The sequence below is a fragment of the Bacillus sp. FMQ74 genome, from assembly GCF_001875785.1.
Classification (GTDB): Bacteria; Bacillota; Bacilli; order Bacillales; family Bacillaceae; genus Bacillus; species Bacillus stercoris.
Genome location: NZ_MOEO01000005.1, coordinates 145,684 through 171,161 on the forward strand (window position 1 = coordinate 145,684; position 25,478 = coordinate 171,161).

At 42.0% G+C, this 25,478-nt stretch carries 33 protein-coding genes; 11 read left to right on the top strand and 22 right to left on the bottom strand.

Annotated features, from left to right (window positions below):
- Positions 1 to 5: 5 nt before the first annotated feature.
- A complete protein-coding gene (cgeC, locus tag BLL41_RS11585; protein ID WP_071577961.1) occupies positions 6 to 311 on the bottom strand; it encodes a spore maturation protein CgeC in 306 nt (101 codons plus the stop codon).
- Positions 312 to 517: 206 nt separating this feature from the next.
- Here cgeC and cgeA point away from each other — a divergent pair, with 206 nt between their 5' ends.
- Both cgeA and cgeB read left to right on the top strand, forming a co-directional pair.
- Positions 518 to 919, top strand: a complete 402-nt coding sequence (cgeA, locus tag BLL41_RS11590) for a spore crust protein CgeA (RefSeq protein ID WP_071577962.1) — start codon at positions 518 to 520, stop codon at positions 917 to 919.
- Between the two features lie 6 nt (positions 920 to 925).
- Entirely contained in the window at positions 926 to 1,879 is a 954-nt protein-coding gene (gene cgeB, locus BLL41_RS11595) for a spore maturation protein CgeB (protein WP_071577963.1), read from the top strand.
- A 70-nt stretch (positions 1,880 to 1,949) separates the two neighbouring features.
- Here cgeB and BLL41_RS11600 read toward each other — a convergent pair whose 3' ends face one another.
- Complete coding sequence (locus BLL41_RS11600) at positions 1,950 to 3,098, bottom strand: phytase (protein WP_071577964.1); 1,149 nt, start codon at positions 3,096 to 3,098, stop codon at positions 1,950 to 1,952.
- A gap of 367 nt (positions 3,099 to 3,465) precedes the next feature.
- Here BLL41_RS11600 and BLL41_RS11605 point away from each other — a divergent pair, with 367 nt between their 5' ends.
- Positions 3,466 to 4,491 carry an SDR family NAD(P)-dependent oxidoreductase gene (locus BLL41_RS11605; RefSeq protein ID WP_071577965.1) on the top strand — a complete coding sequence of 342 codons (1,026 nt, stop codon included), beginning with the start codon at positions 3,466 to 3,468 and terminating at the stop codon, positions 4,489 to 4,491.
- A gap of 41 nt (positions 4,492 to 4,532) precedes the next feature.
- On the opposite strand, the gene msrB is transcribed toward BLL41_RS11605, so the two are convergent.
- Together msrB and msrA are read right to left on the bottom strand one after the other, a co-directional pair.
- Positions 4,533 to 4,967 (bottom strand): peptide-methionine (R)-S-oxide reductase MsrB, encoded by a 435-nt coding sequence (msrB, locus tag BLL41_RS11610; protein ID WP_071577966.1) that lies wholly within the window; start codon positions 4,965 to 4,967, stop codon positions 4,533 to 4,535.
- Positions 4,968 to 5,501 (bottom strand): peptide-methionine (S)-S-oxide reductase MsrA, encoded by a 534-nt coding sequence (gene msrA, locus BLL41_RS11615; protein WP_071577967.1) that lies wholly within the window; start codon positions 5,499 to 5,501, stop codon positions 4,968 to 4,970.
- A 131-nt stretch (positions 5,502 to 5,632) separates the two neighbouring features.
- Here msrA and BLL41_RS11620 point away from each other — a divergent pair, with 131 nt between their 5' ends.
- On the top strand, positions 5,633 to 6,058 hold the full coding sequence (locus tag BLL41_RS11620; RefSeq protein WP_004398634.1) for a MarR family transcriptional regulator: 426 nt from the start codon (positions 5,633 to 5,635) through the stop codon (positions 6,056 to 6,058).
- A gap of 52 nt (positions 6,059 to 6,110) precedes the next feature.
- On the opposite strand, the gene BLL41_RS11625 is transcribed toward BLL41_RS11620, so the two are convergent.
- From BLL41_RS11625 to ilvA, 7 genes are all read right to left on the bottom strand, one after another.
- Complete coding sequence (locus BLL41_RS11625) at positions 6,111 to 7,448, bottom strand: MATE family efflux transporter (RefSeq protein ID WP_071577968.1); 1,338 nt, start codon at positions 7,446 to 7,448, stop codon at positions 6,111 to 6,113.
- Positions 7,449 to 7,519: 71 nt separating this feature from the next.
- Positions 7,520 to 7,714, bottom strand: coding sequence for a protein YpmT (gene ypmT, locus BLL41_RS11630; RefSeq protein ID WP_014664322.1), 195 nt, complete (start codon positions 7,712 to 7,714; stop codon positions 7,520 to 7,522).
- A gap of 12 nt (positions 7,715 to 7,726) precedes the next feature.
- Complete coding sequence (locus tag BLL41_RS11635) at positions 7,727 to 8,290, bottom strand: YpmS family protein (RefSeq protein ID WP_071577969.1); 564 nt, start codon at positions 8,288 to 8,290, stop codon at positions 7,727 to 7,729.
- Between the two features lie 9 nt (positions 8,291 to 8,299).
- Positions 8,300 to 9,067 carry an SGNH/GDSL hydrolase family protein gene (locus BLL41_RS11640; protein WP_071577970.1) on the bottom strand — a complete coding sequence of 256 codons (768 nt, stop codon included), beginning with the start codon at positions 9,065 to 9,067 and terminating at the stop codon, positions 8,300 to 8,302.
- 77 nt (positions 9,068 to 9,144) lie between these two features.
- Entirely contained in the window at positions 9,145 to 9,726 is a 582-nt protein-coding gene (gene scuA / locus BLL41_RS11645) for a cytochrome c oxidase assembly accessory protein ScuA (protein WP_071578114.1), read from the bottom strand.
- 148 nt (positions 9,727 to 9,874) lie between these two features.
- On the bottom strand, positions 9,875 to 10,126 hold the full coding sequence (locus BLL41_RS11650; protein ID WP_071577971.1) for a YpmP family protein: 252 nt from the start codon (positions 10,124 to 10,126) through the stop codon (positions 9,875 to 9,877).
- An 85-nt stretch (positions 10,127 to 10,211) separates the two neighbouring features.
- A complete protein-coding gene (ilvA, locus tag BLL41_RS11655; RefSeq protein WP_071577972.1) occupies positions 10,212 to 11,480 on the bottom strand; it encodes a threonine ammonia-lyase IlvA in 1,269 nt (422 codons plus the stop codon).
- 248 nt (positions 11,481 to 11,728) lie between these two features.
- On the opposite strand from ilvA, the gene BLL41_RS11660 reads away from it, so the two are divergent.
- Both BLL41_RS11660 and trhA read left to right on the top strand, forming a co-directional pair.
- The gene (locus BLL41_RS11660) at positions 11,729 to 12,724 is read left to right on the top strand and encodes a sigma 54-interacting transcriptional regulator (RefSeq protein WP_071577973.1); all 996 of its coding nucleotides are present in this window, start codon (positions 11,729 to 11,731) and stop codon (positions 12,722 to 12,724) included.
- 20 nt (positions 12,725 to 12,744) lie between these two features.
- On the top strand, positions 12,745 to 13,386 hold the full coding sequence (trhA, locus tag BLL41_RS11665; RefSeq protein WP_071577974.1) for a PAQR family membrane homeostasis protein TrhA: 642 nt from the start codon (positions 12,745 to 12,747) through the stop codon (positions 13,384 to 13,386).
- 32 nt (positions 13,387 to 13,418) lie between these two features.
- Here the strand turns inward: trhA and BLL41_RS11670 are convergent, their stop codons facing one another.
- The 10 genes from BLL41_RS11670 to BLL41_RS11715 all read right to left on the bottom strand — a co-directional run bounded on the left by BLL41_RS11670 (position 13,419) and on the right by BLL41_RS11715 (position 21,749).
- The gene (locus BLL41_RS11670; protein WP_071577975.1) at positions 13,419 to 14,039 is read right to left on the bottom strand and encodes a lysophospholipid acyltransferase family protein; all 621 of its coding nucleotides are present in this window, start codon (positions 14,037 to 14,039) and stop codon (positions 13,419 to 13,421) included.
- On the bottom strand, positions 14,040 to 14,546 hold the full coding sequence (dfrA, locus tag BLL41_RS11675) for a dihydrofolate reductase DfrA (RefSeq protein WP_083427998.1): 507 nt from the start codon (positions 14,544 to 14,546) through the stop codon (positions 14,040 to 14,042).
- A 142-nt stretch (positions 14,547 to 14,688) separates the two neighbouring features.
- Positions 14,689 to 15,222 (bottom strand): phosphatidylglycerophosphatase A family protein, encoded by a 534-nt coding sequence (locus tag BLL41_RS11680; RefSeq protein ID WP_071577977.1) that lies wholly within the window; start codon positions 15,220 to 15,222, stop codon positions 14,689 to 14,691.
- A 17-nt stretch (positions 15,223 to 15,239) separates the two neighbouring features.
- Positions 15,240 to 15,851, bottom strand: a complete 612-nt coding sequence (locus BLL41_RS11685) for a YpjP family protein (protein ID WP_009967559.1) — start codon at positions 15,849 to 15,851, stop codon at positions 15,240 to 15,242.
- A 260-nt stretch (positions 15,852 to 16,111) separates the two neighbouring features.
- Complete coding sequence (locus tag BLL41_RS11690; RefSeq protein WP_071577978.1) at positions 16,112 to 16,894, bottom strand: class I SAM-dependent methyltransferase; 783 nt, start codon at positions 16,892 to 16,894, stop codon at positions 16,112 to 16,114.
- A 41-nt stretch (positions 16,895 to 16,935) separates the two neighbouring features.
- Positions 16,936 to 17,370, bottom strand: a complete 435-nt coding sequence (brxA, locus tag BLL41_RS11695) for a bacilliredoxin BrxA (RefSeq protein ID WP_003230794.1) — start codon at positions 17,368 to 17,370, stop codon at positions 16,936 to 16,938.
- A gap of 108 nt (positions 17,371 to 17,478) precedes the next feature.
- Positions 17,479 to 19,155: a dihydroxy-acid dehydratase gene (gene ilvD / locus BLL41_RS11700; RefSeq protein WP_071577979.1), complete on the bottom strand. Its 1,677-nt coding sequence runs from the start codon at positions 19,153 to 19,155 to the stop codon at positions 17,479 to 17,481.
- Positions 19,156 to 19,442: 287 nt separating this feature from the next.
- Positions 19,443 to 20,576: a conserved virulence factor C family protein gene (locus BLL41_RS11705; protein WP_071577980.1), complete on the bottom strand. Its 1,134-nt coding sequence runs from the start codon at positions 20,574 to 20,576 to the stop codon at positions 19,443 to 19,445.
- A gap of 59 nt (positions 20,577 to 20,635) precedes the next feature.
- Positions 20,636 to 21,253 carry an Mn(2+)-dependent (deoxy)ribonucleoside pyrophosphohydrolase gene (gene hdhQ / locus BLL41_RS11710; RefSeq protein ID WP_071577981.1) on the bottom strand — a complete coding sequence of 206 codons (618 nt, stop codon included), beginning with the start codon at positions 21,251 to 21,253 and terminating at the stop codon, positions 20,636 to 20,638.
- Between the two features lie 13 nt (positions 21,254 to 21,266).
- Positions 21,267 to 21,749: a glutathione peroxidase gene (locus BLL41_RS11715; protein ID WP_071577982.1), complete on the bottom strand. Its 483-nt coding sequence runs from the start codon at positions 21,747 to 21,749 to the stop codon at positions 21,267 to 21,269.
- A 327-nt stretch (positions 21,750 to 22,076) separates the two neighbouring features.
- Here BLL41_RS11715 and metA point away from each other — a divergent pair, with 327 nt between their 5' ends.
- The 4 genes from metA to cspD all read left to right on the top strand — a co-directional run bounded on the left by metA (position 22,077) and on the right by cspD (position 24,803).
- Complete coding sequence (metA, locus tag BLL41_RS11720; RefSeq protein ID WP_014664339.1) at positions 22,077 to 22,982, top strand: homoserine O-acetyltransferase MetA; 906 nt, start codon at positions 22,077 to 22,079, stop codon at positions 22,980 to 22,982.
- Positions 22,983 to 23,211: 229 nt separating this feature from the next.
- Entirely contained in the window at positions 23,212 to 24,360 is a 1,149-nt protein-coding gene (locus BLL41_RS11725) for a diglucosyl diacylglycerol synthase (RefSeq protein WP_040082834.1), read from the top strand.
- An 80-nt stretch (positions 24,361 to 24,440) separates the two neighbouring features.
- Complete coding sequence (locus tag BLL41_RS22625) at positions 24,441 to 24,587, top strand: hypothetical protein (protein ID WP_141770202.1); 147 nt, start codon at positions 24,441 to 24,443, stop codon at positions 24,585 to 24,587.
- Between the two features lie 15 nt (positions 24,588 to 24,602).
- Positions 24,603 to 24,803 carry a cold-shock protein CspD gene (gene cspD / locus BLL41_RS11730; protein WP_003153604.1) on the top strand — a complete coding sequence of 67 codons (201 nt, stop codon included), beginning with the start codon at positions 24,603 to 24,605 and terminating at the stop codon, positions 24,801 to 24,803.
- Between the two features lie 51 nt (positions 24,804 to 24,854).
- On the opposite strand, the gene degR is transcribed toward cspD, so the two are convergent.
- A complete protein-coding gene (gene degR, locus BLL41_RS11735) occupies positions 24,855 to 25,037 on the bottom strand; it encodes a transcriptional regulator DegR (RefSeq protein WP_014664342.1) in 183 nt (60 codons plus the stop codon).
- A 155-nt stretch (positions 25,038 to 25,192) separates the two neighbouring features.
- Here degR and BLL41_RS11740 point away from each other — a divergent pair, with 155 nt between their 5' ends.
- A complete protein-coding gene (locus BLL41_RS11740; protein WP_040082832.1) occupies positions 25,193 to 25,462 on the top strand; it encodes a DUF2564 family protein in 270 nt (89 codons plus the stop codon).
- Positions 25,463 to 25,478 lie beyond the last annotated feature (16 nt).

The window sequence follows — 25,478 nt, forward strand, 5'->3', positions numbered from 1 at the left end:
ATCATTTAAAAAGCACCCCAGCTTACAACACTTGAGAGTGACACATGAGATCTCGTGTTATTTAACGGGTTTTGAAAAATAACCAAATCAGTCAGAACTTCTTTTACAATGACATTCTGAAGCGTATCTCCGTTGATCAAATTGACTTTTGAAACCGGTACGCCCAGCTCTTTTGCAAAAATAAGCTGGCGTCTGAGATCAGATGAATTTCCTTCAGTAGATGATTGACGGATAAGCAGAATCAGCAAAAGCAAAATAAAATACAGTTCATCTTGGTTTTCTTCTCGATCCACTTGTTTCTCTAAATCCAAATAATCCCTCTCCCTTATCCCTTTACTCTGTTTCACAATATGAACGACTTTGATTTATGGTATAGGACTATGTCCACTCCATTAAAAAATCAGCATTTTCCTTAAATAGATGAAAAATAGATCAGGTACGGCGTTCGACTCATACCAAATAACAGCCGGAAGAATATGATTAACGTGAGTTCACTATCGAATAGGAGGTGTTTGTAATGAGCTCTGAAAATACACAGTTAAAAAAGGATTTAATTAAAACCGTTTTAAGTCCTTTATTTCCAACTGCAACTGAAGGAGGAGAAAACATGGATAGTAATCTTAAAGCCTTGCTTGAAGCGGCCATCGATCAAAAAGTAGATGAAAGTGAAACGGTTACGGCAGAATCTCTTTTAGATCCTTCCCTTCCGGCAAGATGGATTTTTGCCAGAGTTACGCCAGGCACGACAATCAGCATTGTGACTGATTCAGGTGATATGATCGGACCGGTTGTTTTCGTTGCTTTCGATCAAGTTCACGGTATCGTCTTTGTAACACAGGAAAGCTCCGTCACTCCGGCAGGTCAAGCTACAACATTAATTGATGTAGACAAAGTAGAAAGCGTTACGTTCTTTTCATAACATCCGATGAAAGTCTTGTATATCCAGTCGGGATACGGAGGAATATACAGTTATTTTGATCGCTGGGCTGAAGAATGTTTTCAGAACACTCATACAGAGTATATGATTGCAGATAAACCTGAAGCAGAATCTTTGGTGAAGATCGAAGCGTTTCAGCCGGACTTCGCACTTATGATGGTTGGAGACCGCGTTCCTCACGACTGGCTGACCTGGTTAAAGGGTAAGGATATCCCCGTGTATGTTTGGCTGACCGAAGACCCATTTTATATTGATATCAGCCTTCAGGTAATTAAGCTTGCTGACGCCATATTAACGATTGAACAAAATGCCGCTCTCTATTATCAAGAGCTCGGCTACCAGAACGTCTATTATGTTCCGATACCAGTTAACCATCGGCTGTTTAAAAAAATGGGCACCGAACATTCCTATCATTCAAATCTGTTAATCATCGGCTATCCTTACCCTAATCGGGTTCAGCTTATGAAAGAAGCCGTCCATCTGCCTTTCACGGTTCGGGTAATCGGCAAGGAATGGAGAAAATATCTGCCTAAAAAAGTGCTCAAACAGCCGCACATCGATGTCGTCAGCACATGGGTTCCTCCCGAACAGGCCGTTCATTATTATAACGGAGCAGACATCGTAATCAATGCGCATCGGCCCTATCATTTTGCTTTCAACCAAAATACTATGCGTATCAAAAATGCCAGTTTTAATAACCGAACGTTTGATATCGCTGCATGCAAAGCATTTCAATTAACCGATTTACCTGCGGCCCATCCTTTTTCATCCTTTATTTCTTATCACGGCATGAACGACTTTAAGGAAAAAACCGCTTTCTATATCAAAAACCCTGAAGAACGGCATAAAGCTGCAGCAGCCAATTATAATGAGACCGTACCCGCATTTACGTTTGATGAGCTTCCTGCAACACTAAAGGCGATTCATCTGGCGCTTTCTTGAAAAATCGTTCATTGCTATGAACGATTTTTTCATTCACAGAAAAAAGCAGCTTGTTCAGCTGCTTTCTTTTCTAGCCGTCAGAACGGTCTTTCAGCTTCCTCGGGTTCACCTGTTTATGAAGATCAGGCATTCCGCCGAGATGCTGTGCAATTTGTTCCCACGATACAATTTTGAAGTTTTGATTGACTGCTTGTCCATTATCGATATTTTCACCGTCCTGCGCCACAAAAATCCCATACGGATATTTTGGACCAAGCCCGAAACCGAGAACATCAATACCATCTGTGTCACTAGTACCGTCTATCTTCTCTCCATCTGTAATTTCAAAGTTGGCCACATAGCGATTTTTCCCCTGCCGTTCATACATTGCATAGCTGTTATTTCCTTGACTTGAGGCCATGAGATATCCTTTGCCACTTGGGGCATAATAAATTGTCAGTCCTTCAATATCAGCTGTCAAATGTTCACCTGTCGCACGGTCAACAACCTGTCCCTTTGATCCTCCGCCTGGCTCAGCGTTAAATTTCCAGATGGCTTCATCTTCCTCTGCTATGTATAGGTTCCCGTACTCATCATCCGCAACAAGGCCTTCAGTCTGAGAATTCAACTTAAATTCACGCACTTTTTTCCCTGTTACGTAACCCTTTCCACCATCAACAATTTCATACTGTTCAAATTCCCCTTGTTTGCCTGTCACTAATGCGTAAAATGCCCCTGTTTTCTGGCTGTGATACAGACTGAATCCGTAAACCTCAGAAATACCAGTGGAAATAGGGTGTTTCGGATCTGTAATGCTTTTCAATTTTCCTTTATCACCGTCTATTGCATATACTTCAATTGTATTTTTTCCTTCAGACCTGTTGGATGCTGCAGCAATATCAATTTTTTCGCCGTTCAATGGAAAATCAAAGCGCAGATCGACATTATTGAGCTTGCCAAATTCATAAGAATGAAGCTGTTTTCCATCTAAATCATACACGACGAGCCCTGATTTCTTATTTGTCGTAATTAATTTGCTTTTTTCCGGGTGTTTCTCATGAACCCAAATGGCCGGATCATCTGCTGCGTCATCGCCAGAAGCGACCGGATCTGTCTCCGTTTGCGAAGTCACTTTGAAATGATGTTTCTCATTCACATCATGAGCCGACACCGAGTTTGCTGTCAGGCTAAGCAATAAACCCGCGGCGGTGCTTAGCAGCATTGTTTTTGAAACCTTCATTTGGTACCCTCCTCTTTTATCACTATCATCCCTATTGTAAAATATACACAAGTATTTACCGTGAGGAAAATGAACCTTTTTTTATAGGGTTTCTGACTCATAAACAACTTTCCCTAAAGAGGTACGTGAGATGACTTTGTCAGCTTTGCTTTTGAGGTGCGAAATAAAAACATAATGAACATTTAGTACATTGTTTATTTAGTTTTATCATTCGCTAGTTGCGCCCGTTTTCCATTTTCTATTAAAAAAGAACACGTTGTGACATGATCATTCCCCTAAATTTTGTTTTATTGGTTGCTTTCATTAATTCGATTATAAAGTTGAACATATGATGCATGGTAGAGAAACGAGAGTTGGAGGATAAGCCATGCCTAAACAGCAAACAGCAGAACTAAAACCATTTTTTCATAACAAAACAGTTTTAGTCACTGGCGGAACAGGTTCAATCGGGAGTCAAATTGTCAAACGCCTTTTGCTGCTTACACCTAAACAGGTGATTGTATTCAGCAAAGACGACAGTAAACAGTATGTCATGAGCCAAAAGTATGCGGAGGATAAGCGGCTATTATTTGTACTTGGAGATGTACGCGATCACAGAAGGGTGAATCAGGTGATGAAAGGCGTCGATATCGTCTTTCACGCGGCTGCGCTGAAACAGGTTCCGACATGTGAGGATCATCCATTTGAAGCGATCCAGACCAATCTCATCGGCGGACAAAATGTGGTGGAAGCTGCCCTTTTACACCGAGTGCAGCATGTCATTAATATCAGTACAGATAAAGCTGTATCTCCTGTGAACACAATGGGTGCCACCAAGCTGTTATCTGAAAAGCTGTTTCATCAAGCAAACCGCCACGTTCAAAACAAAGGAACCGTGTTTTGTTCGGTCCGCTTTGGAAATGTTCTGGGCTCCAGAGGTTCGGTCATCCCTATATTATTTGAACAGATGATGGAGGGTGAGCCTCTGACAATCACAGACAAGAACATGACCAGATTTTTCATGTCAATAGACGATGCAGCTACATTGACATTGCAATCAGCTGCTATTACAAAAGGCGGAGAAACCTTTATTTTCAAAATGGAATCACTGAAACTTGAAGAACTGATTCATGGATTTGAAGAATATGCATCGCAGCACGGGCTCCCGCGGCCGGCTGCAGTAGAAGTCGGCAAGCGTCCAGGTGAAAAGCTTCACGAAGAATTAACATCCCCGCATGAAATTGAATCACTGTATGAATGGGGCAACCTTTATGCGATCCTTCCAGAGCCTGAAAAACATCCTGACTTTCGCAAAGTCAATCTGCCTGGGTATCAATCTGATCAAGCCCCGCTCATTACGAAAGAAAGAATTGCCCAGATTATTGAAGACTTGCATCAAGAGAAAAAGGCATAAAAACAAGCCTGTCTAAATTAGGCAGGCCTGTTTTTAACATTTTATTTATCAAAGAGATGCAGATAGCTTTCGTATCCTTCCTCTTTCAGCTTATGCTTTGGAACAAACCGCAGCGCTGCTGAATTTATGCAGTAACGAAGCCCGTTTGGTCCCGGACCGTCATTAAATACATGACCAAGATGAGAGTCGGCAGTTCGGCTTCTTACTTCTGTGCGAATCATGCCATGGCTCGTGTCCAATTTTTCTTCCACTTCTTCTTCTTCAACCGGTTTCGTAAAGCTTGGCCAGCCGCAGTGGGAATCAAATTTATCCTTGGATGTAAACAATGGCTTGCCTGACACAATGTCTACATAGAGCCCCTCTTCCTTATGATCCCAATATTCATTTTGAAACGGCGGCTCCGTGCCGTTATTTTGCGTTACTTCATATTGTATACGATTTAATGACTTAATTTTTTCTTCTTTATTGTACGCCATTTATTTATTCCCCCAATGCTCATTAATAAATCCGGCACGTCCGGAACCTGTCCGGTAGCGCTGATAATGTGCTGGATTCTTTTTATAAAAATGCTGATGGTAGCCTTCCGCTTCATAGAAAGGTTCAGCTTTTAAAATGTCCGTTACAATCGGATCTTTAAAGATGCCGCTTTCCGCCAGACGTTGCTTGGAAGCTTCCGCAAGCTCCTTTTGTTTATCATTATGATAAAAAATGGCTGCGCGATAGGAACTGCCGCGATCAGCAAACTGCCCGCCGGCATCTGTCGGATCGATTTGCTGCCAAAATAATTCAAGCAGTTTTTCATAAGGGAATACATCAGGATTAAACGTGATTTGAACAGCTTCACGATGTCCCGTCGTTTCACTGCACACCTCTTCATACGTAGGGTTTTCAGTATGGCCGCCTGTATACCCGGACACCACTTTTTCAATTCCCGGCTGTTCGTCAAAAGGTTTAACCATACACCAAAAACAGCCTCCTGCAAATGTGGCGATTTCTTTTTTTTCAGACATACTGGTGCCTCCTTTGTTAATACGTGGTATTATTATATTATAGCATGTAAAAATAGAATGAAAATGATTCTGCTTTTCAATAAAATCTATAGGTTTTAAGCAATATGCTTATGTAATGGAGGTTCACAAATTTGAAAGTAAGAACACAGATGATGTACGATATGGAAACTTTACTCCGTAAAGTCTTTAAACAAATACGCAATGAAATCAATGAAATTTTAGATAAAGAGCTGTCGCGGAACGAATTCACCATTCTTCGGATCCTCAGTGAACAAGGGCCTAAAAAAGTCACTGAATTTGCGCCTATTTTAGAGGTATCGGCAAGCCACATTACGGCTGTAACCGATGCGCTGGTAGAAAAGGAATGGATTACGAGAATCAGATCGAAGGAAGACAGACGCATCATCCGCATTCATATCACTGAAGCGGGCGAAAAAGTCCTTCAGCACTTTAACGAGAAAAAAACGGAATATTTCTTTAAACGCTTTGACTGCTACACTGATGCTGAACTTGCCACGTTAATCGAGCTCTTCAGCAAACTTGATAAAAAACGGTGAAAAAAAGCACATACCGCTATATATAGGTATGTGCTTTTCGCAAGTGCTTCACTTATTTTTCAGTGAACAGCTTCATTGTTTTCCAGCGGCCATACCTGTAATACAAAAATGCCGCGCAGCTGCTAAATAAAAAACTCATTCCGATCCCAAGCCCGATTCCTTTTTGTCCAAGCCAAGCTGAAAATAGAGCTGTGAAAGGATATCTCAACACCCAAAACGAGATCAAATTTAATACCAGAACCTGCAGCATCGCTCCCGCGGCCCTGACGATTCCGTTCAGCACAAAATTAATCCCAATAAAAGGGTAGAAAAACGCGATCCACCGCAAATATTGTTCACCAAATGCGACCGCATCAGGCTCGCTGATAAATAACCTTATAAGGTATTTACCAAATACCCAAATCATAACCGCAATCACCAGCATGCAGGAAATAACAGCCAGCACACCAAGCCTTGCAATCGTTCCTACTCTTTTATTGTTTCCGATTCCGATATTTTGCCCTGCCATACTGTTGACGGCCGTACCGGCAGCCATTGCTGGAAGCGTGATGATGCTGTCGAGCCGCTGGACCGCGCCAAAGCCTGATACCACGTGCTCCCCGTATGAGTTGACAACACTCATAATCGCCATCATACCGCCTGTAATCACCATCATCTGCAGACCTGCCGGAATCCCTAGTTTCAAAATCAACGCGGACTCTCCCCACTTGGGCACTCTCGGAATTGAGAAAGGCACAAGCTTGTGTTTGATGACATAAAACAACCCATACAGAAACGCAATGCCTTGTGACAAAATCGTTGAATAAGCCGCACCCGCTATTCCCATGCGGAACACAGAAATAAAGAGCGGCGCCAGCACTGTATTCAGTACAACAGCAAACGCAATAAACCGGAGCGGTGTCTTGCTGTCGCCCAGCGCCCGAAGCACAGTACTGATAAAGTTATAACCAAACAAAAATAAAATGCCGATGAATTGAATCTGTAAATACGTCTCAGCAAGCGGCAGCATTGACTCCGGCGTTTTTAGAAGACGCAGCAAAAGCTCTGAGAGAAAAAAACCGGCCGCGCCGAATCCGATGCTTAGGCCTGTTAATAAAACAACAAAAGCGTTAATATACGACGTCATTCCCTTCACATCATCTTTTCCTTTTTGCTGAGATAAAATGGTTAACGTCGCATTGTTAAGGCCCAAAATAAAAGACAGCACGGTCAGAACAATCGTGCTTGATACCGCGGCTGCCCCAAGAGCCTGTGCCCCCAGTAAATTGCCGATCCACAAGCTGTCTATAAACTGAAAGGAAACCTGCAATGCGTTTCCGAGCATAATAGGCGTTGAAAACAGTACTAGCTGTTTCAGTACGTTCCCCTGTGTAAAATCGTATGCTTTCATCTTTTCTCCTTGTGTTCTTAAATTTTCTTCGGACCGCACGAAAAAAGAGACGTTGTTTCATGTCTCTTTTTTCATGATTTATCGGTTTTTTTTCGGTCTCGCATACCGAATGTAAACACCATCACACTTAGGAACAAGGCACAATAGGAAACATTCAAATACATTTGATCCATGTCTTCAGCGGCCAGATGATGATATGCAAGCCAGCCGAAGTACAGGGAAAATGTAAAGGATAATAAACTGAAATACTGGTAAACCTGTTTCATTTTCAGTCACCTCTATTGTTTAGGATGGTAATAGGAAAACTCAATTTCATCTTTTTCTAAATTTATCTTATCCGCTTTGACATACATTCCATTCGTTAAAGGCATTTCTGACAAACGAACTTCAATGCTTTTATCTCCTGGGTGAACGTGGACAAATGACGGCAACTCATAAAAGCTGTCCATATAATTTAACACAAAGCTAATCGGTATACTCAATTTCCCTAACGAAAATTTCGTAACATTCAACTCTACATCACCGTTTTTTTTCACGGTCGGTTCAAAAGCGATAAAAGCATCAATAGTCGTAGAAAATGCTTTGATTTTCCCTGCAACATGAACATCATCATCAATCTCTACTTTATAATCAAGCTTGTTTGATGCCTTGTCGTTTAAATATGAGTTAACAAACGCAGCTAATGATTCTTTTGTGCTTGTCACTTGAAATCCATACTCGCTCTCAGATGAATCCTTCACCTGAGCTTGTTCTCCCGGGAGCAAAACAAGTGCAACAAACCCGGCAGCGAGGATAAAATTGATTGCAAGCAATATAAAAAACAGTCGTTTCCACTTATTCATGCTGTCACCCTACTCTTTCGGTAATCCTTCTTTTTTTATGGATTGATAAACGCGCTTCGCGATTAGAGAATAACCCGTACCATTAGGATGAAAATCATCTTCCTCAGAAATTCGGCTGCTGTCACTTTTTTGATTGAACAAATCTTCGATATAAATGATTTTCGCATGTTTATCTTTTTTCAGCTCTTTTTCAGCAATATGGTTCCAATCCGTGACGACACCGTTTATCTCATTTAGTTCAGATAATGTAAACGTAAACGGATTGTACATGCTGACATAAATCAGCTGAGCGTGATCATTCAGCTTGCGAATTTCAGAAATGATTTTTTCAAAGCGCTTTTCGTACGGTTTTTCCGCTTCCTGAAACGGTTCAACGGTTAATTGCAGGAAATTTTGGCGAAGGACTTTCATCAAATCATTACCGCCAATTGTAAAAAAGACATAATCTGCGTCCTTTATGCCTTTTTGAACCTTTTTATCTTTTAGTTTTTCTAATAAATCATCCGAACGGTTCCCTTTTACGGCATAATTTTTCACGTCAACCGTTTTGACTTGTTTATCTGACCGGATAGAATCCGCCACCTTGCCGACATATCCCTTTCCATCGGGATCTCCGACTCCTTCTGTCAGCGAATCTCCGACAGCCGCTATGACAATGTGCTCTTTCGTTTTCGTTTCATGATCTTTTTGTTTTCCCTCAGATGCTGTACGTATACTTGTACAAGCAGTAAGAAGCAAAATCAAACTGGCCATGATTGAAAAAATGCGCAGCTTCAATCTTGTTGCTCCTTCCCATTCTACTAGTGGAAAGTGTATCATGTTTTAGAAGATTTGCAAATGCCTAGTCTCCTAGCTTACTTGAGTGTGCCTGCTGATTTTACATCGGCGATAATTTCATCGTACGGTGTATTTTCCACTCCATTATAATCTTTCAGCACCTTGCCGTTCGGGCCTACTAACCAAAAAGAAGATTGATGAATGACTTGGTCCTCTCCCTCCGGTTTCTTTACGATCGCTTTAAAGCTCTTAAGTGCGAACTCCTCAATCTCACTCTGGCTGTATCCGGTGAGAAAATCCCAGTTATCAAACGATAATGGATAATTTGCGGCAAATTTCTTCAGCTGTTTCGGCTTATCGTTTTCTGGATCAACACTAAATGATACGATACGGACATCTATATTCTCGGCTTTCAGTTTTTTTTGCAGATCGGTCATATGAGCCGTCATCGGCGGACATACAGTTTCACAATTGGTAAAAATAAAATCCGCCAGCCATACTTCTCCTTTTAAACTCTCTAATGAAACGTTCTTGCCGTCTTGGTTTTGAAATGTAAAAGGCTCCACCTCGTAATTGAGCGGATTTTTAATCTGCTGTCCTCCGCAGGCACACAAAAGCAGAAAAAACAGCCCAGCCATTAAACCTTTGATAACCTTCATGACATTCATCCTTTCAGGCAGCATAAAAACGCTTTCTAAAATCTGTCCTTACTGTCCCATATTTGTATTCGATACTGAGCAAAAAAAATCCTGCATGCCTCCCCATTAACGATTACAAAGGAGGACATACAGGTAAAAAAACGGCATGTTATGCGTTGTGCTTTAACACCTCTTGATGAAAAACAGCCTGATAATCTGCCCACTTCATCCGGCGCTTCATATAATGTCGGAAAGAATACACTTTTGCCCTGCTGTTTGATGAAAACACTTCTTTTAAGTAGAATTGCAAATGGTGATGTATCATAAAGAAATAGTGCTCATCTTCCTTTAATACAGGTATTTCTGTCACTTTCACCTGAATCCCGTCACCGCGTTTGAACTCTAGGCTTTTGAGTAACAAGCTATCAATCCTCTTTTTTTGTTTTTCTTCTATTATATATGATGCCAGCCTAGCTGTCTGTCATTTTGCGCGGTTGCGAAAAAAATTAGATCAGCAAATGGAATAAGTCCTCATCCTTATTCACCTCTACATAATGAAACGGTTTTTTGTTCATCCGTTCAATCAGCGGCCCATAATCGGCTTTATTCTGCAGCTCGATGCCGACAAGAGCTGGTCCGTTGCTTTTGTTATTTTTCTTCGTATATTCAAACCTTGTAATGTCATCATTCGGCCCGAGGACTTCGTCAAGAAATTCGCGGAGCGCCCCCGCTCTTTGCGGAAAGTTGACGATAAAATAATGCTGAAGGCCTTCAAAAATCAAGGAGCGCTCCTTCATTTCCTGCATTCTTCCTATATCGTTATTCCCCCCGCTGACCACACACACCACATTTTTTCCTTTAATTTCATCCTTGTACAAATCAAGCGCTGCGACAGAAAGAGCTCCGGCCGGTTCAGCAACAATCGCACATTCGTTATATAATTCAAGAATGGATGTACATACTTTTCCTTCAGGCACAAGGAGAATGTCATCAACAACAGATTCCAGCGTCCGAAAGGTCTCCTCTCCAATTTTTTTAACAGCTGCCCCATCTACAAACTTATCAATTTTATCAAGTGTGACGACTTGCCCAGCCTTGTTTGATTCAAAATAGGATGCCGCTCCCGCGGGCTCAACAGCAATTACCTTTGTATCAGGAGACACATTTTTCAAATATGTACCTACCCCTGAGAGAAGGCCGCCGCCTCCGACACTTGCAAAAAGAAAATGCGGTTCTGCATCAATGTCGTTTAAAATCTCGACTGCGAGCGTCCCCTGTCCGGCCATCACATCCGGATCATCGAACGGATGGATAAACGTCCGAGATTCCGCCTCACAGCACTCAACGGCACTTTTATACGCGTCATCAAACGTATCGCCTGTCAAAATGATATCGATAAATCCTTTTCCGAATAGTTCAACTTGAGATACTTTTTGTCTCGGTGTAGTAGACGGCATAAAAATTTTCCCGTGAATGCCAAGATGTTTACACGAGAATGCCACGCCCTGCGCGTGGTTTCCAGCGCTTGCACATACCACTCCGTTTTCTGTCTGCTCGCTGGAAAGCTGTTTCATTTTATGATAAGCCCCTCTGAGCTTAAAAGATCTAACAACTTGCAAGTCTTCACGTTTTAAATAGATATTGCATTCATATCTCTCAGAAAGTCTGTCATTCCTCTGCAAAGGTGTGTGAATGACAACGTCCTTTACGTTTTGGTGAGCCTTCAAAATGTCTTTCACTTGGATGAGAGAGTTTTCTTTCAACAACGGTTTCATGTACAGATTCCTTTCTTGTTTTAAATCCCTATTTAATATGCCATTATAACACGAATATTCAAAAAATAAGACAATTATTTTTATTTAATAATTAAAAAAATACAGAATATACCCACCACATCTCGTGGTAACTTCTGTTTAACCATTATCCTGCAGACTCAAGAAAAAAGATGATCGTAAAATAAAGGGTGTTTTCAGCAAAAAGGCATGATATAATAAAACCAATTAGAACCAAAAGGAGCCAATTGATGAATAGCGCACCAAAACTCAATACATTTCAACATCTAATCGGAGAACATCAAACTTTCCTGGAAGCGAAGCGAATCGCCAAGCAGTTCTCGTTATCGGAGCTTCCTGTCTTAATAACAGGAAAAATCGGAACAGGCAAAAATCATTTCGCACATGCCATACACTTGGAATCTTCGAGAAGCAATGAACCGTTTATAAGCGTTAATTGCAGCACGCATTCTGAAGAAAGCCTTATTCATGAGCTTTTTGGCCCTAACGGAAATTCAGGCGCTTTTCACAAAACGGCACGAGGAACCCTTTTTCTTGATGAAGTATGGCGCATGCCGGCTTCCGTACAAGCTCAGCTGTTAAAAGCGCTTGATTCAGACATGGAGAAGCCGCGAATGATCTGTGCTTCTGCAGACGGATCCGCGGAACATTCCTTCAGGCAAGACTTATTTTACAGGCTGAACATTTTAACGCTCACACTGCCCGAATTATCTGAACGAAAAAGCGATATACCGCTTTTGACACAATATTTCCTCTCAAATTCCGGACAGCAATTGTTAATCGATCCCTCTGTCTTTCCGGTGCTTGAGCAGTATGCATTTGAAGGAAATGTAAGGGAATTAAAAAACGCTGCCGATTATATGGCGGCAGTATCAAGCGGGGGAACAATTCATCCATATGACCTGCCGCCATATATTAGAGGCGCGATAGACGGAAAAACGTCGAAGAAAAAAGCAAAGCTGCTGACTTTAATGGAAAAAGCTGAGTTTTTGTTTATTTTGGAAACAATAAAAGCATTGAACGAAAAAGGAGAACCTGCCAGCAGACGGATCATTTCTGAACACAGCAAAAATACCCAGACCTCGTTAACGCCGCAGCAGGTCAGAAGCCGTCTCGACTATTTGGAGAAAAAAGACTATGTCACCAAAAGCCGCGGACGCGCCGGCACAAAAATTACCTTTGAGGGCTTGAGCTTTATAGAGACGTTAAAAAATCAAATGATCTAGCGATCGAAAGGAGAATGTACTTGTTTACAATGAAAGAAGAAATCGCCAATGCGATTACACACGGCATCGGTGTACTCTTATCCATCCCTGCTTTAGTGTTTTTAATCTTATTTGCGGCTAATTACGGGTCCGCCTGGGACATTGTCAGCTTTACGATTTTCGGTGTCTCTATGCTGCTGTTATATTTGAGCTCTACACTGCTTCACAGCATCACACATAAAAAAACGAAGGACATTTTGGAGATTATCGATCACAGCGCGATTTACGTACTCATCGCAGGAACCTACACGCCTTTTTTACTTGGACCGCTGAAAGGCACACTCGGCTTTACTCTGCTGGTTATCGTATGGTCACTTGCCCTGGGTGGAATCGTCTTTAAAATTTTCTTCGTGAAACGCTTTATCCTACTGTCAACCATAGTGTACTTGATCATGGGCTGGCTGATGATTATTGCGGTTAAACCTTTATATGCTTCGCTGAGCGGAGCGGGATTCAGCCTTCTTTTTCTCGGCGGCATTTTATACTCTGTCGGAACCATCTTTTACATTTGGAAAAAGATCCCCTTCCATCACGCTATTTGGCACAGCTTTGTATTGGGCGGGAGCGCTGCTATGTTTTTCTGCGTGCTCTTCTATTGTGTAAAGGTGCCGTTCCTTTCGTAAGAGAAAAGCGCAGTCTTAACGACTGCGCTTTTTTATGCACGTAATTGTTTTTCATTGGCAGGTATATAAGCTTTTGAAAAGGACAATTCAATGTCTGCTGGTTTTAAGCGTTTAAAAAATGATCCCTTTTGCAGGTGTTCTGTTCCTTTCGTTTCCACCATCACTAACGGAAGTTGATAGCGGACCGCAAGTTCTACAGGATCAATAGTACCATCTAGTGAAAGAATCAGGCTTTGCCCCTTTTCCAGCTGTTTTGTCACATTTTCATATACCTTTTCTGAATTACCGCCTGAAATCACATCCATCCGATCCAGCCATTGCCCGATAAAAGGCAAGCGGAACACTTTTGGGTTGGCGATAAAGCCGGCCGGTTCCTCAATATATCCAGCAATTAAGGCCAGTTCAGCCAAGCGCAAACGAGAGTGCACATACAAAACAGGACCTTGTGGGATTGGCTCTGGCTGATGGATTGTCACAACTGAACCGGAGATGCCGATACAGCCTTCCAAAAATACCTTTGGCTGTTCGTACACAAGAGTCATCTGTTTTTTATATGACAGACGAGGGTCGAGCATTGTTTGATTAAATAATTGTTTCATATTTTTTAACAGCATATACACAATATAAACCACTAGAAAGCTGTAGCGAACCAATTAAAATCCTCCCGCTTTAGAAGAATTCTTTTTTTCATATACGAGAAATTCGTAATCATACGGATTTTTTTCGTCCTTGATCCCCTGCTCAGAAGAAACCAGATCCCAATCGCCTTCATCAAATTCAGGAAAGTGACGGTCGCCCTCAAACTCGTGATGAATTTTCGTCATATACAGTCTGTCCGCATAAGGGAACAGGTCCGTATAGAGCTGAGCCCCTCCGATCACAAAGCATTCTTCAGAGCCTGAACAAATATCCAGTACATCCTGTAATGAACTGACAACCGTGCATCCCGGAAATTCTGAAGCCGGTGCTGATGTGACAACAATATTTTCCCGGTTTGGAAGCGGACGTCCGATTGATTCAAATGTTTTCCGGCCCATAATGATTGAATGGCCCGATGTTACTTTCTTAAAATATGCAAGATCATTAGGCAAATGCCACGGCAAATCATTGTCTTTGCCGATAAGCCTGTTGGCATCCATCGCAAAAATGAATGAAATCATACGCTGACCGCTCCTTTTTGCTCTAAAAGATGTCTGCATAAATCCTTATACTGTTTCATTTTTTTCATCCTTTAAAAGTAGTCTTCTAGTAGTGTAACACAATAAAAAATCATTTCTGAACCCAGAAATGATTATTTTATAGTCAGTTGACGACAGGCTTTTCATCCTGTTCTTTTTCTTCATCTTGCAGATCCTGATGCGTATGCGCAATTCTGCTCGCCGCTGCTGCAGCAAGAGCTGCCACAATATCATCCAAAAAGGTGTGAATACCGTCTGGACTTTCATCAAGTTCCTTAATAATTCCAATCTTCTCTTTATCCAAATAACCGAAATTGGTCAAACCGATCGACCCGTACACATTAACGATTGAAAGCGGGATAATTTCATCTATGCCGTAAAGCGGTTCATCTGTTTCAACAAGGTGTTGCAGCGGTTCGGGGAGAAGCTTCTGTTCAGCAAGCTGATCGAGTGCAAGGCCTGTCAAAACAGCATGAATAATTTCACGTTTGTTCAGGACTTTTTCTACATTCTCCATGCAAACACTGAGCGGCAAGTTTGGATTGTATTTTTCCTGAAGTTTTTGAACAATGCGTGCAATATCTTCTATCATAACGCCCCGTTTGTTCAGCATATCTTTTGTTATATTGACCATTTCATTCATTGTGTACTTTTTCATGTCTAATGGCATCTCCTTTAGGCACTCATCCAGTTGGGAGGCGTGTTGCGGTCCCAGTAAATGCTCCCAAGCTCATGATGTGATTGAAATCCATCTTCTGCTGTATGATAATGAAAATTAAACCAGTAGCCGTCATGAGGCGGATGGTCTCTGCGCACATGGAATCTGAGAAGATCTTCTCCAGTTGTCCGATTGTAAACGTTGAATATTTTTTCCGTTTTGCCTGCTGAAGGCATGCTGGAGATCACAACATCTTGGTACGCCTCATCATCTTGTAATGTCGCTAAATAATCACTAATCACATTTTCGATTTTTGGCAGGATCTCTTTCCGATAATCATCTTCAATGACCGGAGCGATTCTGCTGCCGAATTTTAAAAAGGACTGATCCTCAGCGCTGTCAAGGAGCTGTTCCTTGTACGATTGAAAAAGCAGTTCAGGATCTCGCCTGTCATCCGACTCATCATCGTACAGGTCATGCTCATCATAAAAAGCGGTGTAATCATTCTGCTCAAGACTGCTCGGCTGTCCGGAAGGCTTGTCCGCCATAAGAGCAGCCGGAGGAGATACGAGCCCGAACGTCACAATGGTAAATAAAACCACAAGGGTCTTTCTCATCCACAATTTCATGACTGCTTATTCCTCTCTATTTTATTGTCATGTTTCTCTTATTTTAGCACATCCAAAACATTCAAGTCATGTACTATATGAAACTGATACACAAATTAGGAGATTCGTTGCTATGCACTTTGTGTAAAAACGCTTACAATATTCTGTGAAAGGAGGCTTTCTGCATGATTGACGCTCTGTTTGCCACAGTTTCACTCTTAACATTGCTATACTTTGTCGTCATGGAAGTCACCGATTAACAGAAAATCCCGTGGTATGAATCACGGGATTTCTTTACTTGCCTGAATGACACCATAATGGAACAGTGCTGTTTTTCTTTTTATGACATGAAAATCAAACTGTTCAAACCGCGGGCTTTTCCAGTGATCTTTTAGCACAACACTTTTTCTGGCAATGCGTACCGCTTCCTTGATACACTCTTCGTGCAAAACGGAATCCTCAGCCAAATCGCGTAAAGGCGCAATACCGTCAGAGGTCTCTACAGGTTCATGAAACATTGGATCAAAGTAAACCACATCAACAGAGCCGTCAGGAAGCTGCTTGATGTATTCAAAGCAATCACCATTCTTCACCTGGATTCTTCTCATCGCAGCTTGAAGCTCTTCTATACCTGTTTCCCATGAACGCAGCCCCGTCCTCACTAAAACGGATACAAGATGGTTTTTCTCCACCCCAACCACAGAACCCGTTTCGCCTACAGCCATACTTGCGATAATGGCATCTGCCCCCAGCCCGAGTGTGCAATCTAAAAACGTATCCCCTTCCGATAAACCGGCAGCCCGAAGCATCGGCTCTTGCTCACCCCGTAAGAAGCGTTTAGCTCTGAACATCGCTGTATTCGGATGAAAAAAGAATTTGGCACCTTGTTTCGTAAATAGCTCAAATCGCTCTTTGCCGACCACAAGCAAATCACGTTCAGCTGACTTCAGCAGGTTTTCAACCTTTTGTTTATTCCGGCCGCAGTATGGCATATTTAGCTCTTTAGAAAGCTGCTTTGCGGTTTTTATGGTGTGTTCTGACGGTCTATAGCTTGTTGTTATCATCTTCTATACTCCCAAAAAGAAAATGCCCGGAAAACGGGCATTTAGCAGTGTGCATCGAAGGCAGCAGTCAGATTTTTCATAATTTCTTCCATGTCGTGTCCTTCAATTTCATGACGCGGAATAAAATGTACGACTTCTTTGCCTTTCAGAAGAGCCATTGACGGTGAAGAAGGCTCTTGGCCAGTAAAATACTCACGCATTTTTGCAGTAGCTTCTTTATCTTGGCCCGCAAATACAGTCACCGTATTGTCAGGCGTTTTGTCATTCTGGAGAACTGCCTGTGTTGCTGCAGGACGCGCAAGGCCTGCAGCGCAGCCGCATACAGAGTTAACGACTACAAGAGTTGTGCCCTCTGCCTTTTCCATAAAGTTTTCTACTTCTTCCGCTGTTGTTAACTCTTCAAAACCTGCTCCAGTCAGCTCGCGGCGCATCGGTACGACAAGCTGACGCATGTATTCTTCATAAGCCATTGACATAAAAAAAGCCCCCTCTAGTATCCTTCATCTGAAGTAAAGGATACTATAGAGAGGGTTGGATTTCAAATGTTCACACCTTAAAATATAGAAGTAAGTGTCCCCAGCTGCCTAGATTTTCATGATACCGCCAGTGTTGGCACTTGTCACAAGCTTAGAATAACGTGCCAGGTAGCCGGTTTTCACTTTCGGTTCAAAACCTTTCCAGTTTGCTTTCCGTTTTTCCCACTCTTCTTCCGGCACTTGTACATCCAAGATGCGTTTTTCAATATCAACAATAATATGGTCTCCGTTTTCCACAAAGGCAAGCGGTCCGCCCTCAGCGGCCTCAGGTGATACGTGGCCGATTGAGAGCCCACGGGAGGCCCCGGAAAAACGTCCGTCCGTAATCAATGCCACTTTTGGTCCGAGTCCCATTCCAACGATTTGAGATGTTGGCGCCAGCATTTCCGGCATGCCAGGTCCGCCTTTTGGCCCTTCGTATCTGATGATAACAACATCGCCTTCTTTTACCTTGCGGTTGATAATGCCGTCAAGTGCCTCGTCCTGAGAATCGAATACGACTGCCGGCCCTTCGTGTCTTGTAATCCCATTCTGTACGCCGCCCGTTTTAATGATAGCGCCGTCCGGAGCCAGATTACCGAATAAAACAGCAAGGCCGCCCTTTTCAGTAAATGGCTGATCCAATGGATGAATGACGTCATAATCCTTTACTTCATGTCCAGCAATGGTTTCTCCAAGAGTTTTTCCTGTAACAGTCAGCGCATCTAAATGAAGAGCACCTTCTTTCTTGGAAAGCTCATTCAGAGCCGCTGACACGCCGCCCGCTTCATGAAGATCTTCAATAAACACATCCGAAGCAGGTGCCAGCTTGGCCAAGTGCGGCACACGCTCAGCGACCTCATTAATGCGCTCTAAAGAGTATTCAACGCCGGCTTCGTTTGCAAGTGCAAGCGTATGAAGAACGGTATTTGTAGAACCTCCGAGAGCCATATCGAGTGCAAACGCGTTATCAATCGCTTTTACAGTAACGATATCACGCGGTTTGATATCTTTGCGAATCGTATCCATTAATTGCGCAGCCGATTTTCTCACAAACTCTTTGCGTTCCGGAGATGTCGCCAGAATGGTTCCATTACCCGGCAAAGCAAGACCAAGTGCTTCCGACAGACAGTTCATTGAGTTCGCCGTAAACATGCCTGAGCAAGACCCGCACGTTGGGCATCCGAACTGCTCTAGTTCTTGAAGCTCGTTTTCATTGATTTTTCCTGCTTGGTAGGCGCCTACCCCTTCGAATACTGAGGAAAGGGAGATTTTTCGCCCGTCACTTGTTCTTCCTGCCGCCATCGGCCCGCCGCTGACAAAAATCGTCGGAATGTTGATGCGCATTGCCGCCATAAGCATTCCCGGCGTGATTTTGTCGCAGTTCGGAATACAGACCATTCCGTCAAACCAGTGTGCGGATACAACCGTTTCCACAGAGTCGGCGATGATTTCACGGCTTGGCAGCGAATATCTCATACCAATATGCCCCATCGCGATGCCATCATCTACTCCAATAGTATTAAATTCAAACGGCACGCCTCCTGCTTCTCTGATTGCTTCTTTTACAATTTTTCCAAATTCCTGCAAGTGAACATGACCGGGAACGATATCAATGTATGAATTACACACCGCAATAAACGGCTTGCCGAAATCCTCTTCTTTTACACCAGCTGCACGAAGCAAACTGCGGTGCGGAGCTCTATCGATTCCTTGTGTGATCATGTTACTGCGTAATTCTGCCATGGTGATCCCCCTAAATTCTTTCAATTGTTAGATTGGATTTTATTTTAACAATTTTCAGTTTATTTGTGGGCTGTTTTTGCAAAAATGATAATTTCAGGCCGCCCTCGCATTGTTCTGTTCTTTTGTGTTTTTATATTTATATAGCTTTCTGTCGATTTAAACCCTCCAACTATTAATATTGTTACTTACTATAAATAGTTTTCGAATATTTTTCAACAATATTCGAAATAATTTTTATAAAAAGTCAATTCACATAAAAAAGGTGCATGATCTGCACCTTTTTATCTTTATTCGCCTTTTTTTCTGCTCTCTGTCATTTGTTTCCAAACAGAACCTTTTGCTTCTTCTCCATGCTCAATACGCTCAAGCGCCATTTTCACTTGAAGGCTGACCTCAAATTCGGGATCATCTTCGGCAGCACGCAAAGCTTCAATAGCACTTTCATCGCCGACTTCGTACAGGAACATAGCCGCACGCCAACGGACAAGCTTACTGGAGTCGCTTAACGACTTGATCATAGCAGGAATGGCTTGAGGATCGCCGATATCAGACAAACAGTCTCCAGCGGTTCTTCTGACTGAGACCGCTTTGTCCTCAAGTGCTTTATACAATAGAGGAAGAACATCAGGTGTTTCAATCATTCCTAAATAAACAACAGCCTGTCTTCTGATGGACACCTTTGGATCATCCAATGCCTTCTGTAAAACCGGGATATCCTCTTCTTTTGGATCCATCTGTTCCAGATGCGCATAACGCTTTTTCCAGTCCTCATCATCGAGCATATCAAGCGTTACTTTATACGCTTTGCGCTGTACTGCTTGTTTTGCTTCGCTCTTTCCTTGAGCGGCTGCTTCTGTCAGTCGTTTCAGCCGTTCATCACTGTATGCCGCCTGAAGCTCTTCTGTCACGTCATGGCCGATTTCATTAAAGTCGCCGAATCTGACACCTTGTTCTTTCCAGGCCCGTTCAAACACAACATTTGAAGCTTCAGATCTGAGTTTTAAGATCGCCTGCTGAAAGCGCTCAGGTAAGCCGAAGCGCTCTTCCCGCTCCCCATCCGTCAATTTAACTTGCATAGGAATGCCGCTGAACATCTGCACAAAAACTTTTACCTCTCCAAAAGATTCTTGATCAGAGCGGTTTTCTTCTGCGCTTTCAGCACTTTCCATCCCAAATGCAGTGCGGACTTGCGGTAAAATGTCTTTCCAGTCGTATCTCGCATTCCGTTCAACAGCAAGAAAATCTGCAACGTGATATACCCCTTTAACCCCTTCTATTTTAAGGATTTCCGCTATAACGGGCGGTGCGCCTTCTGCTTGCTCAGGTTTATAGTTATTGCTTTTGCCCGCCGGAAGCTCTTCCGTTAAGATGACTTTCATTGTATTCGGGCTTGGTGTAGGTTCAATTGATTTTATCTTCATGATCGTCCTCCTATAGCATATCTGTGACTTATTCTATCATAGTCGTTCCAAGCCTTCTATTACGACGTTTTGGCATCAATCCCGGGTACGTCTTTTTCTAATTGGCGGACAAACTGAAGCATAAAATCGTGTCTTTCTTCTGCCAGTTCCCGTGCAGTGTCTGTATTCATCATATTTTTCAGCCGCAGCAGCTTATGAAAAAAATGAGCGTATGCGCTTTGATCATCTCCATAAAGGCCATGCCCTTTTGCGCCCGCAAACATGAAAGCTCTTGCAATGCCGACAGCACCAATCGCATCAAGTCTGTCAGCATCCTGTACAGCTTTTCCTTCAATTGAGAGCGGCTCCTTCGCCAATTTCCCCCTGTCCCGAAAGGACATCCTTGTTATAATATGAATCACTCTGTCAGCATCCTCTTTTCCTACTCCGAAAAAAACGAGCTGATCATACACTTCGCTCACAGAAAGCCTGACCGTGTCAGGCAGCTTCACATCAATTAAATCATGAACCAAAGCCGCCGTTTCAACAATGAACAAATCCGCTTTTTCCTTTTCTCCAATATACAAAGCAAGATCTGCAACCCTTGATACATGATGATAATCATGTCCAGAGCTTTCTTCAGTCAGGATAGATTGAACCCATGTCCTGATTTGCTCTGCCTGCTTCAATTCCTTCACAAAAACACCCTCTTTACTGCTCTAATAACTTCACGATAGCGTCTTCCAGCTCTTTCGGATTTGTATTTGGTGAATAACGGCCAACGATTTCTCCATTTCTATCCACTATAAATTTCGTGAAATTCCACTTGATCGCCTTAGTTCCCAGCATTCCTTTTGCATGCTCTGTCAAATACACAAACAGCGGATGGGCGTTTTTTCCGTTTACATCCACTTTTGAAAACATAGGGAACGTAACACCGTAATTTGTTTCACAAAATTCCTGTATGTCAGCCTCTTCTCCAGGCTCTTGGTTCATAAATTGATTGCAGGGGAACCCTAAGATCTCAAGCCCCTCCTGCTGATATGTATCATATAATTCCTGCAGCTGCTTCAATTGAGGAGTAAAACCGCACCTGCTTGCAGTATTCACGATCATCAGTACCTTTCCCGCGAAAGGCTGAAGTGTCATGTCTTTCCCTGTTATTGTACGTACCTTCATATGATATATAGACATGTAATTCCCTCCTATGTCCCTGCTGAATATTTTACCTTTTTTAAATTTCAATTCAAAATGCAAACATCAATTAAGAAACTTGACGAAATGAGCAGTCGTTCATTATCAATTTATATGGCTCGTTTTTTATCTTATCATTCTATAAAACATTACAATTCCCTCCGGCATCATGGATAATCATTTTCTGTGAAACCAAAAGGTGTGTCAGTGCGTTTTATATAAAGAGTTTCTGTTGTTTCCCCCTCAACACGTATAGATAGATTGAAAATTGGCGTGAAAATTCCTATAATGAAGAAAATTAAACGGGGAAATAATGGAGGTGGCACGTTGCCTATTAATATACCAACACACCTGCCGGCAAAACAGGTGCTTGAAAGTGAACATATATTTGTAATGGATGAAAGCAGAGCATTTCATCAGGATATCCGGCCGCAAAAAATTATTATCTTAAATTTGATGCCGAAAAAAATCCAAACAGAGACTCAGCTTCTCAGATTGCTTGGAAATTCGCCTTTACAGGTTCATTTCACATTTTTAATCCCAAGCACACACACGCCGAAAAACACTGCAAGAGAACACCTTGACGAATTTTACACAACTTTTTCCAATATCCGTCACAAGAAGTTTGACGGAATGATTATCACCGGTGCGCCGATCGAGCATTTGGCGTTTGAAGAGGTTTCATATTGGGAAGAGCTCAAGGAAATCATGGAGTGGAGCAAAACAAATGTTACTTCAACCATGCATATTTGCTGGGGTGCTCAAGCAGGTTTGTATTACCATTACGGTGTGGAAAAAATTCAAATGCCAAAAAAAATCTTCGGTGTGTTCGAGCATACCGTTCTTTCAAAACACGAAAGATTGGTAAGAGGTTTTGACGAGCTATACTACGTGCCGCATTCCCGGCATACAGATATAAATATGGAACAGCTTCAAGCAGTGTCAGAGTTAAACATTCTTACCGCATCAAAGGAAGCCGGGGTTTGCTTAATTGTGTCTAAAGACGAAAAACAAGTCTTTTTGACAGGGCACCCTGAATATGATACAAATACGCTTCTTCAAGAGTATGAAAGAGATTTGGAACGAAACCTTTCTACTGTCGAGGCGCCTAAACATTATTTTGCAAAAGGCAGCAACGAGCCAGTGAATCGCTGGAAAGCGCATGCCACATTATTGTTTATGAACTGGCTGAATTATTACGTTTACCAAGAAACTCCTTATGAATGGGACTAATTTTTCTTTTTTAGTGATACGCTGAGCAAAAAATATGATAAAATACATCTGATTCAGTCTGCGTATAACAAAAATTTAAAATACTGGAATCCAAATCATTTAAAATTAGCTTAACTTTTTCACTGCATTAATAATTCGATTATGTATTTGTGTTATGTTTATGTATAGACAATAACTCCTTACGATGCATGAAGCTTGCTTGTTGTTGATTACATTGAGGTGAATTTACTTGAATACCAATAAAAGAGTATTAATTTTGACTGCAAATTACGGAAATGGACATGTGCAGGTAGCCAAAACACTTTATGAACAATGTGTAAGGCTCGGCTTTCAGCATGTAACAGTTTCTAATTTGTACCAAGAGTCAAATCCGATTGTTTCAGAGGTAACTCAATACCTTTATTTAAAAAGCTTCTCAATCGGGAAACAGTTTTATCGTTTGTTTTATTACGGAGTTGACAAAATCTATAATAAACGTAAATTCAATATTTACTTTAAAATGGGTAATAAAAGATTGGGCGAACTTGTTGATGAACATCAGCCCGATATTATTATTAATACATTTCCGATGATTGTCGTGCCGGAGTACAGACGTCGAACAGGAAGAGTCATTCCTACCTTCAATGTTATGACTGATTTTTGCCTTCATAAAATTTGGGTACACGAGAACGTGGATAAATATTATGTGGCGACAGATTACGTGAAGGAAAAACTGCTGGAAATCGGCACTCATCCAAGCAACGTAAAAATCACAGGAATTCCAATCAGGCCGCAATTTGAAGAATCCATGCCGGTTGGACCGATATATAAAAAGTACAATCTTTCGCCAAACAAAAAAGTGCTTCTGATCATGGCAGGTGCCCACGGCGTATTAAAGAACGTAAAAGAGCTGTGCGAAAACCTTGTCAAAGATGAGCAAGTGCAAGTGGTTGTCGTGTGCGGGAAAAATACGGCTTTAAAAGAATCTTTGAGTCCGCTTGAGGCGGAAAACGGTGACAAATTAAAAGTTCTGGGCTATGTGGAGCGCATTGATGAGCTATTCCGGATCACAGATTGCATGATTACTAAACCAGGCGGCATTACTTTGACTGAAGCAACTGCCATTGGTGTGCCTGTCATTCTGTACAAACCTGTGCCTGGCCAGGAAAAAGAAAATGCGAACTTCTTTGAAGACCGCGGAGCTGCCATCGTCGTGAACCGTCATGAAGAGATTCTCGAGTCAGTCACTTCCCTTCTTGCAGATGAAGATACCTTGCAGCGCATGAAGAAAAACATAAAGGACCTTCATTTAGCAAACTCCTCTGAAGTCATTTTAGAGGATATCCTGAAAGAATCAGAAATGATGACAGCCAAACAAAAAACCAAAGCGCTATCTTAATGGCGTACTTGAGAGCATACGAAAATCGTGTGCTCTTTTTATTTATATTCAGCCATAAATAAAAGCGGTTACATTTTTTTATGAAACTCGCCTTCCTTTTAAAAAATAAGCCGATTCGCAACTTGACGCGTGCTCCCAGATGGTGTATAGTTGAACCATCATTTAACAATGAATCAAAGTTAAATGATGACAAAATTTTTTTTAGCACATGGGTGCTACAGTACTAGGAGGAATTAAGCAATATGCAAAACGGTAAAGTAAAATGGTTCAACAACGAAAAAGGATTCGGCTTCATTGAAGTTGAAGGCGGAGACGATGTATTTGTTCACTTCACAGCTATCGAAGGAGAAGGATACAAATCATTAGAAGAAGGACAAGAAGTTTCTTTTGAAATTGTCGAAGGTAATCGTGGACCTCAAGCTTCTAATGTTGTAAAACTCTAAACTCAATACATGATGATGAGATGACAAATAGAGGAGAGGCATTCGCCTCTCCTATTTGATTTTCATCTGGATTTCAATCGCCAAAATGTTTTGTTTGCACCTCTGTTCAATCTCTTCAACATACTTTTCCATTGACGGTTTTCCTTTTTTCGCGATATCCGCCAGTTCTTCTAAATCACTGTATATTTCTATAAATGTTTTGTGAAGGATCGACTTCAAATCTTTATCATCCATAGCGGCGTTCCCCTTCTCTATCAAGATACCTCAAATAGTAAAACAGTCCTATTATTCCCGGTTCAATAGTTATATCGGCTTATTTTTATTTTATTTTCTATTTTAGTACATAAATTTCAAAAAAACTCTGCAAAATAATTGCGGAGGTGTTTTTGTTGACTTCAAAATTCCATAATGAGGATCAGACTGGCTTTACGGATAAGCGGCAGCTGGAACTAGCAGTGGAAACAGCGCAGAAAACAACAGGAGCCGCGACGAGAGGACAAAGCAAAACATTAGTCGACTCAGCATACCAAGCCATTGAAGATGCTAGAGAACTGTCACACTCTGAAGAGCTGGCAGCTCTCGACGATCCTGAATTTGTAAAGCAGCAACAGCAGCTGCTGGATGACAGTGAGCATCAGCTCGATGAATTCAAAGAATAAAAACCGCAGCTTCTGC

Excerpts from the sequence above, each read along its gene's own strand:
- BLL41_RS11715 (WP_071577982.1), bottom strand. The coding sequence starts at position 21,749 with ATGTCTATATATCATATGAAGGTACGTACAATAACAGGGAAAGACATG.
- cgeB (WP_071577963.1), top strand. The coding sequence starts at position 926 with ATGAAAGTCTTGTATATCCAGTCGGGATACGGAGGAATATACAGTTAT.
- BLL41_RS11600 (WP_071577964.1), bottom strand. The coding sequence starts at position 3,098 with ATGAAGGTTTCAAAAACAATGCTGCTAAGCACCGCCGCGGGTTTATTG.
- ilvD (WP_071577979.1), bottom strand. The coding sequence starts at position 19,155 with ATGGCAGAATTACGCAGTAACATGATCACACAAGGAATCGATAGAGCT.
- dfrA (WP_083427998.1), bottom strand. The coding sequence starts at position 14,546 with ATGATTTCATTCATTTTTGCGATGGATGCCAACAGGCTTATCGGCAAA.
- BLL41_RS11625 (WP_071577968.1), bottom strand. The coding sequence starts at position 7,448 with ATGAAAGCATACGATTTTACACAGGGGAACGTACTGAAACAGCTAGTA.
- BLL41_RS11690 (WP_071577978.1), bottom strand. The coding sequence starts at position 16,894 with ATGATAACAACAAGCTATAGACCGTCAGAACACACCATAAAAACCGCA.
- brxA (WP_003230794.1), bottom strand. The coding sequence starts at position 17,370 with ATGTCAATGGCTTATGAAGAATACATGCGTCAGCTTGTCGTACCGATG.
- msrB (WP_071577966.1), bottom strand. The coding sequence starts at position 4,967 with ATGGCGTACAATAAAGAAGAAAAAATTAAGTCATTAAATCGTATACAA.
- scuA (WP_071578114.1), bottom strand. The coding sequence starts at position 9,726 with ATGAAGGTTATCAAAGGTTTAATGGCTGGGCTGTTTTTTCTGCTTTTG.
- BLL41_RS22625 (WP_141770202.1), top strand. The coding sequence starts at position 24,441 with ATGAAACTCGCCTTCCTTTTAAAAAATAAGCCGATTCGCAACTTGACG.
- ypmT (WP_014664322.1), bottom strand. The coding sequence starts at position 7,714 with ATGAAACAGGTTTACCAGTATTTCAGTTTATTATCCTTTACATTTTCC.
- msrA (WP_071577967.1), bottom strand. The coding sequence starts at position 5,501 with ATGTCTGAAAAAAAAGAAATCGCCACATTTGCAGGAGGCTGTTTTTGG.
- BLL41_RS11660 (WP_071577973.1), top strand. The coding sequence starts at position 11,729 with ATGAATAGCGCACCAAAACTCAATACATTTCAACATCTAATCGGAGAA.
- BLL41_RS11605 (WP_071577965.1), top strand. The coding sequence starts at position 3,466 with ATGCCTAAACAGCAAACAGCAGAACTAAAACCATTTTTTCATAACAAA.
- degR (WP_014664342.1), bottom strand. The coding sequence starts at position 25,037 with ATGGATGATAAAGATTTGAAGTCGATCCTTCACAAAACATTTATAGAA.
- BLL41_RS11685 (WP_009967559.1), bottom strand. The coding sequence starts at position 15,851 with ATGAAATTGTGGATGAGAAAGACCCTTGTGGTTTTATTTACCATTGTG.
- cgeA (WP_071577962.1), top strand. The coding sequence starts at position 518 with ATGAGCTCTGAAAATACACAGTTAAAAAAGGATTTAATTAAAACCGTT.
- BLL41_RS11680 (WP_071577977.1), bottom strand. The coding sequence starts at position 15,222 with ATGAAAAAGTACACAATGAATGAAATGGTCAATATAACAAAAGATATG.
- cspD (WP_003153604.1), top strand. The coding sequence starts at position 24,603 with ATGCAAAACGGTAAAGTAAAATGGTTCAACAACGAAAAAGGATTCGGC.
- BLL41_RS11635 (WP_071577969.1), bottom strand. The coding sequence starts at position 8,290 with ATGAATAAGTGGAAACGACTGTTTTTTATATTGCTTGCAATCAATTTT.
- ilvA (WP_071577972.1), bottom strand. The coding sequence starts at position 11,480 with ATGAAACCGTTGTTGAAAGAAAACTCTCTCATCCAAGTGAAAGACATT.
- BLL41_RS11705 (WP_071577980.1), bottom strand. The coding sequence starts at position 20,576 with ATGAAGATAAAATCAATTGAACCTACACCAAGCCCGAATACAATGAAA.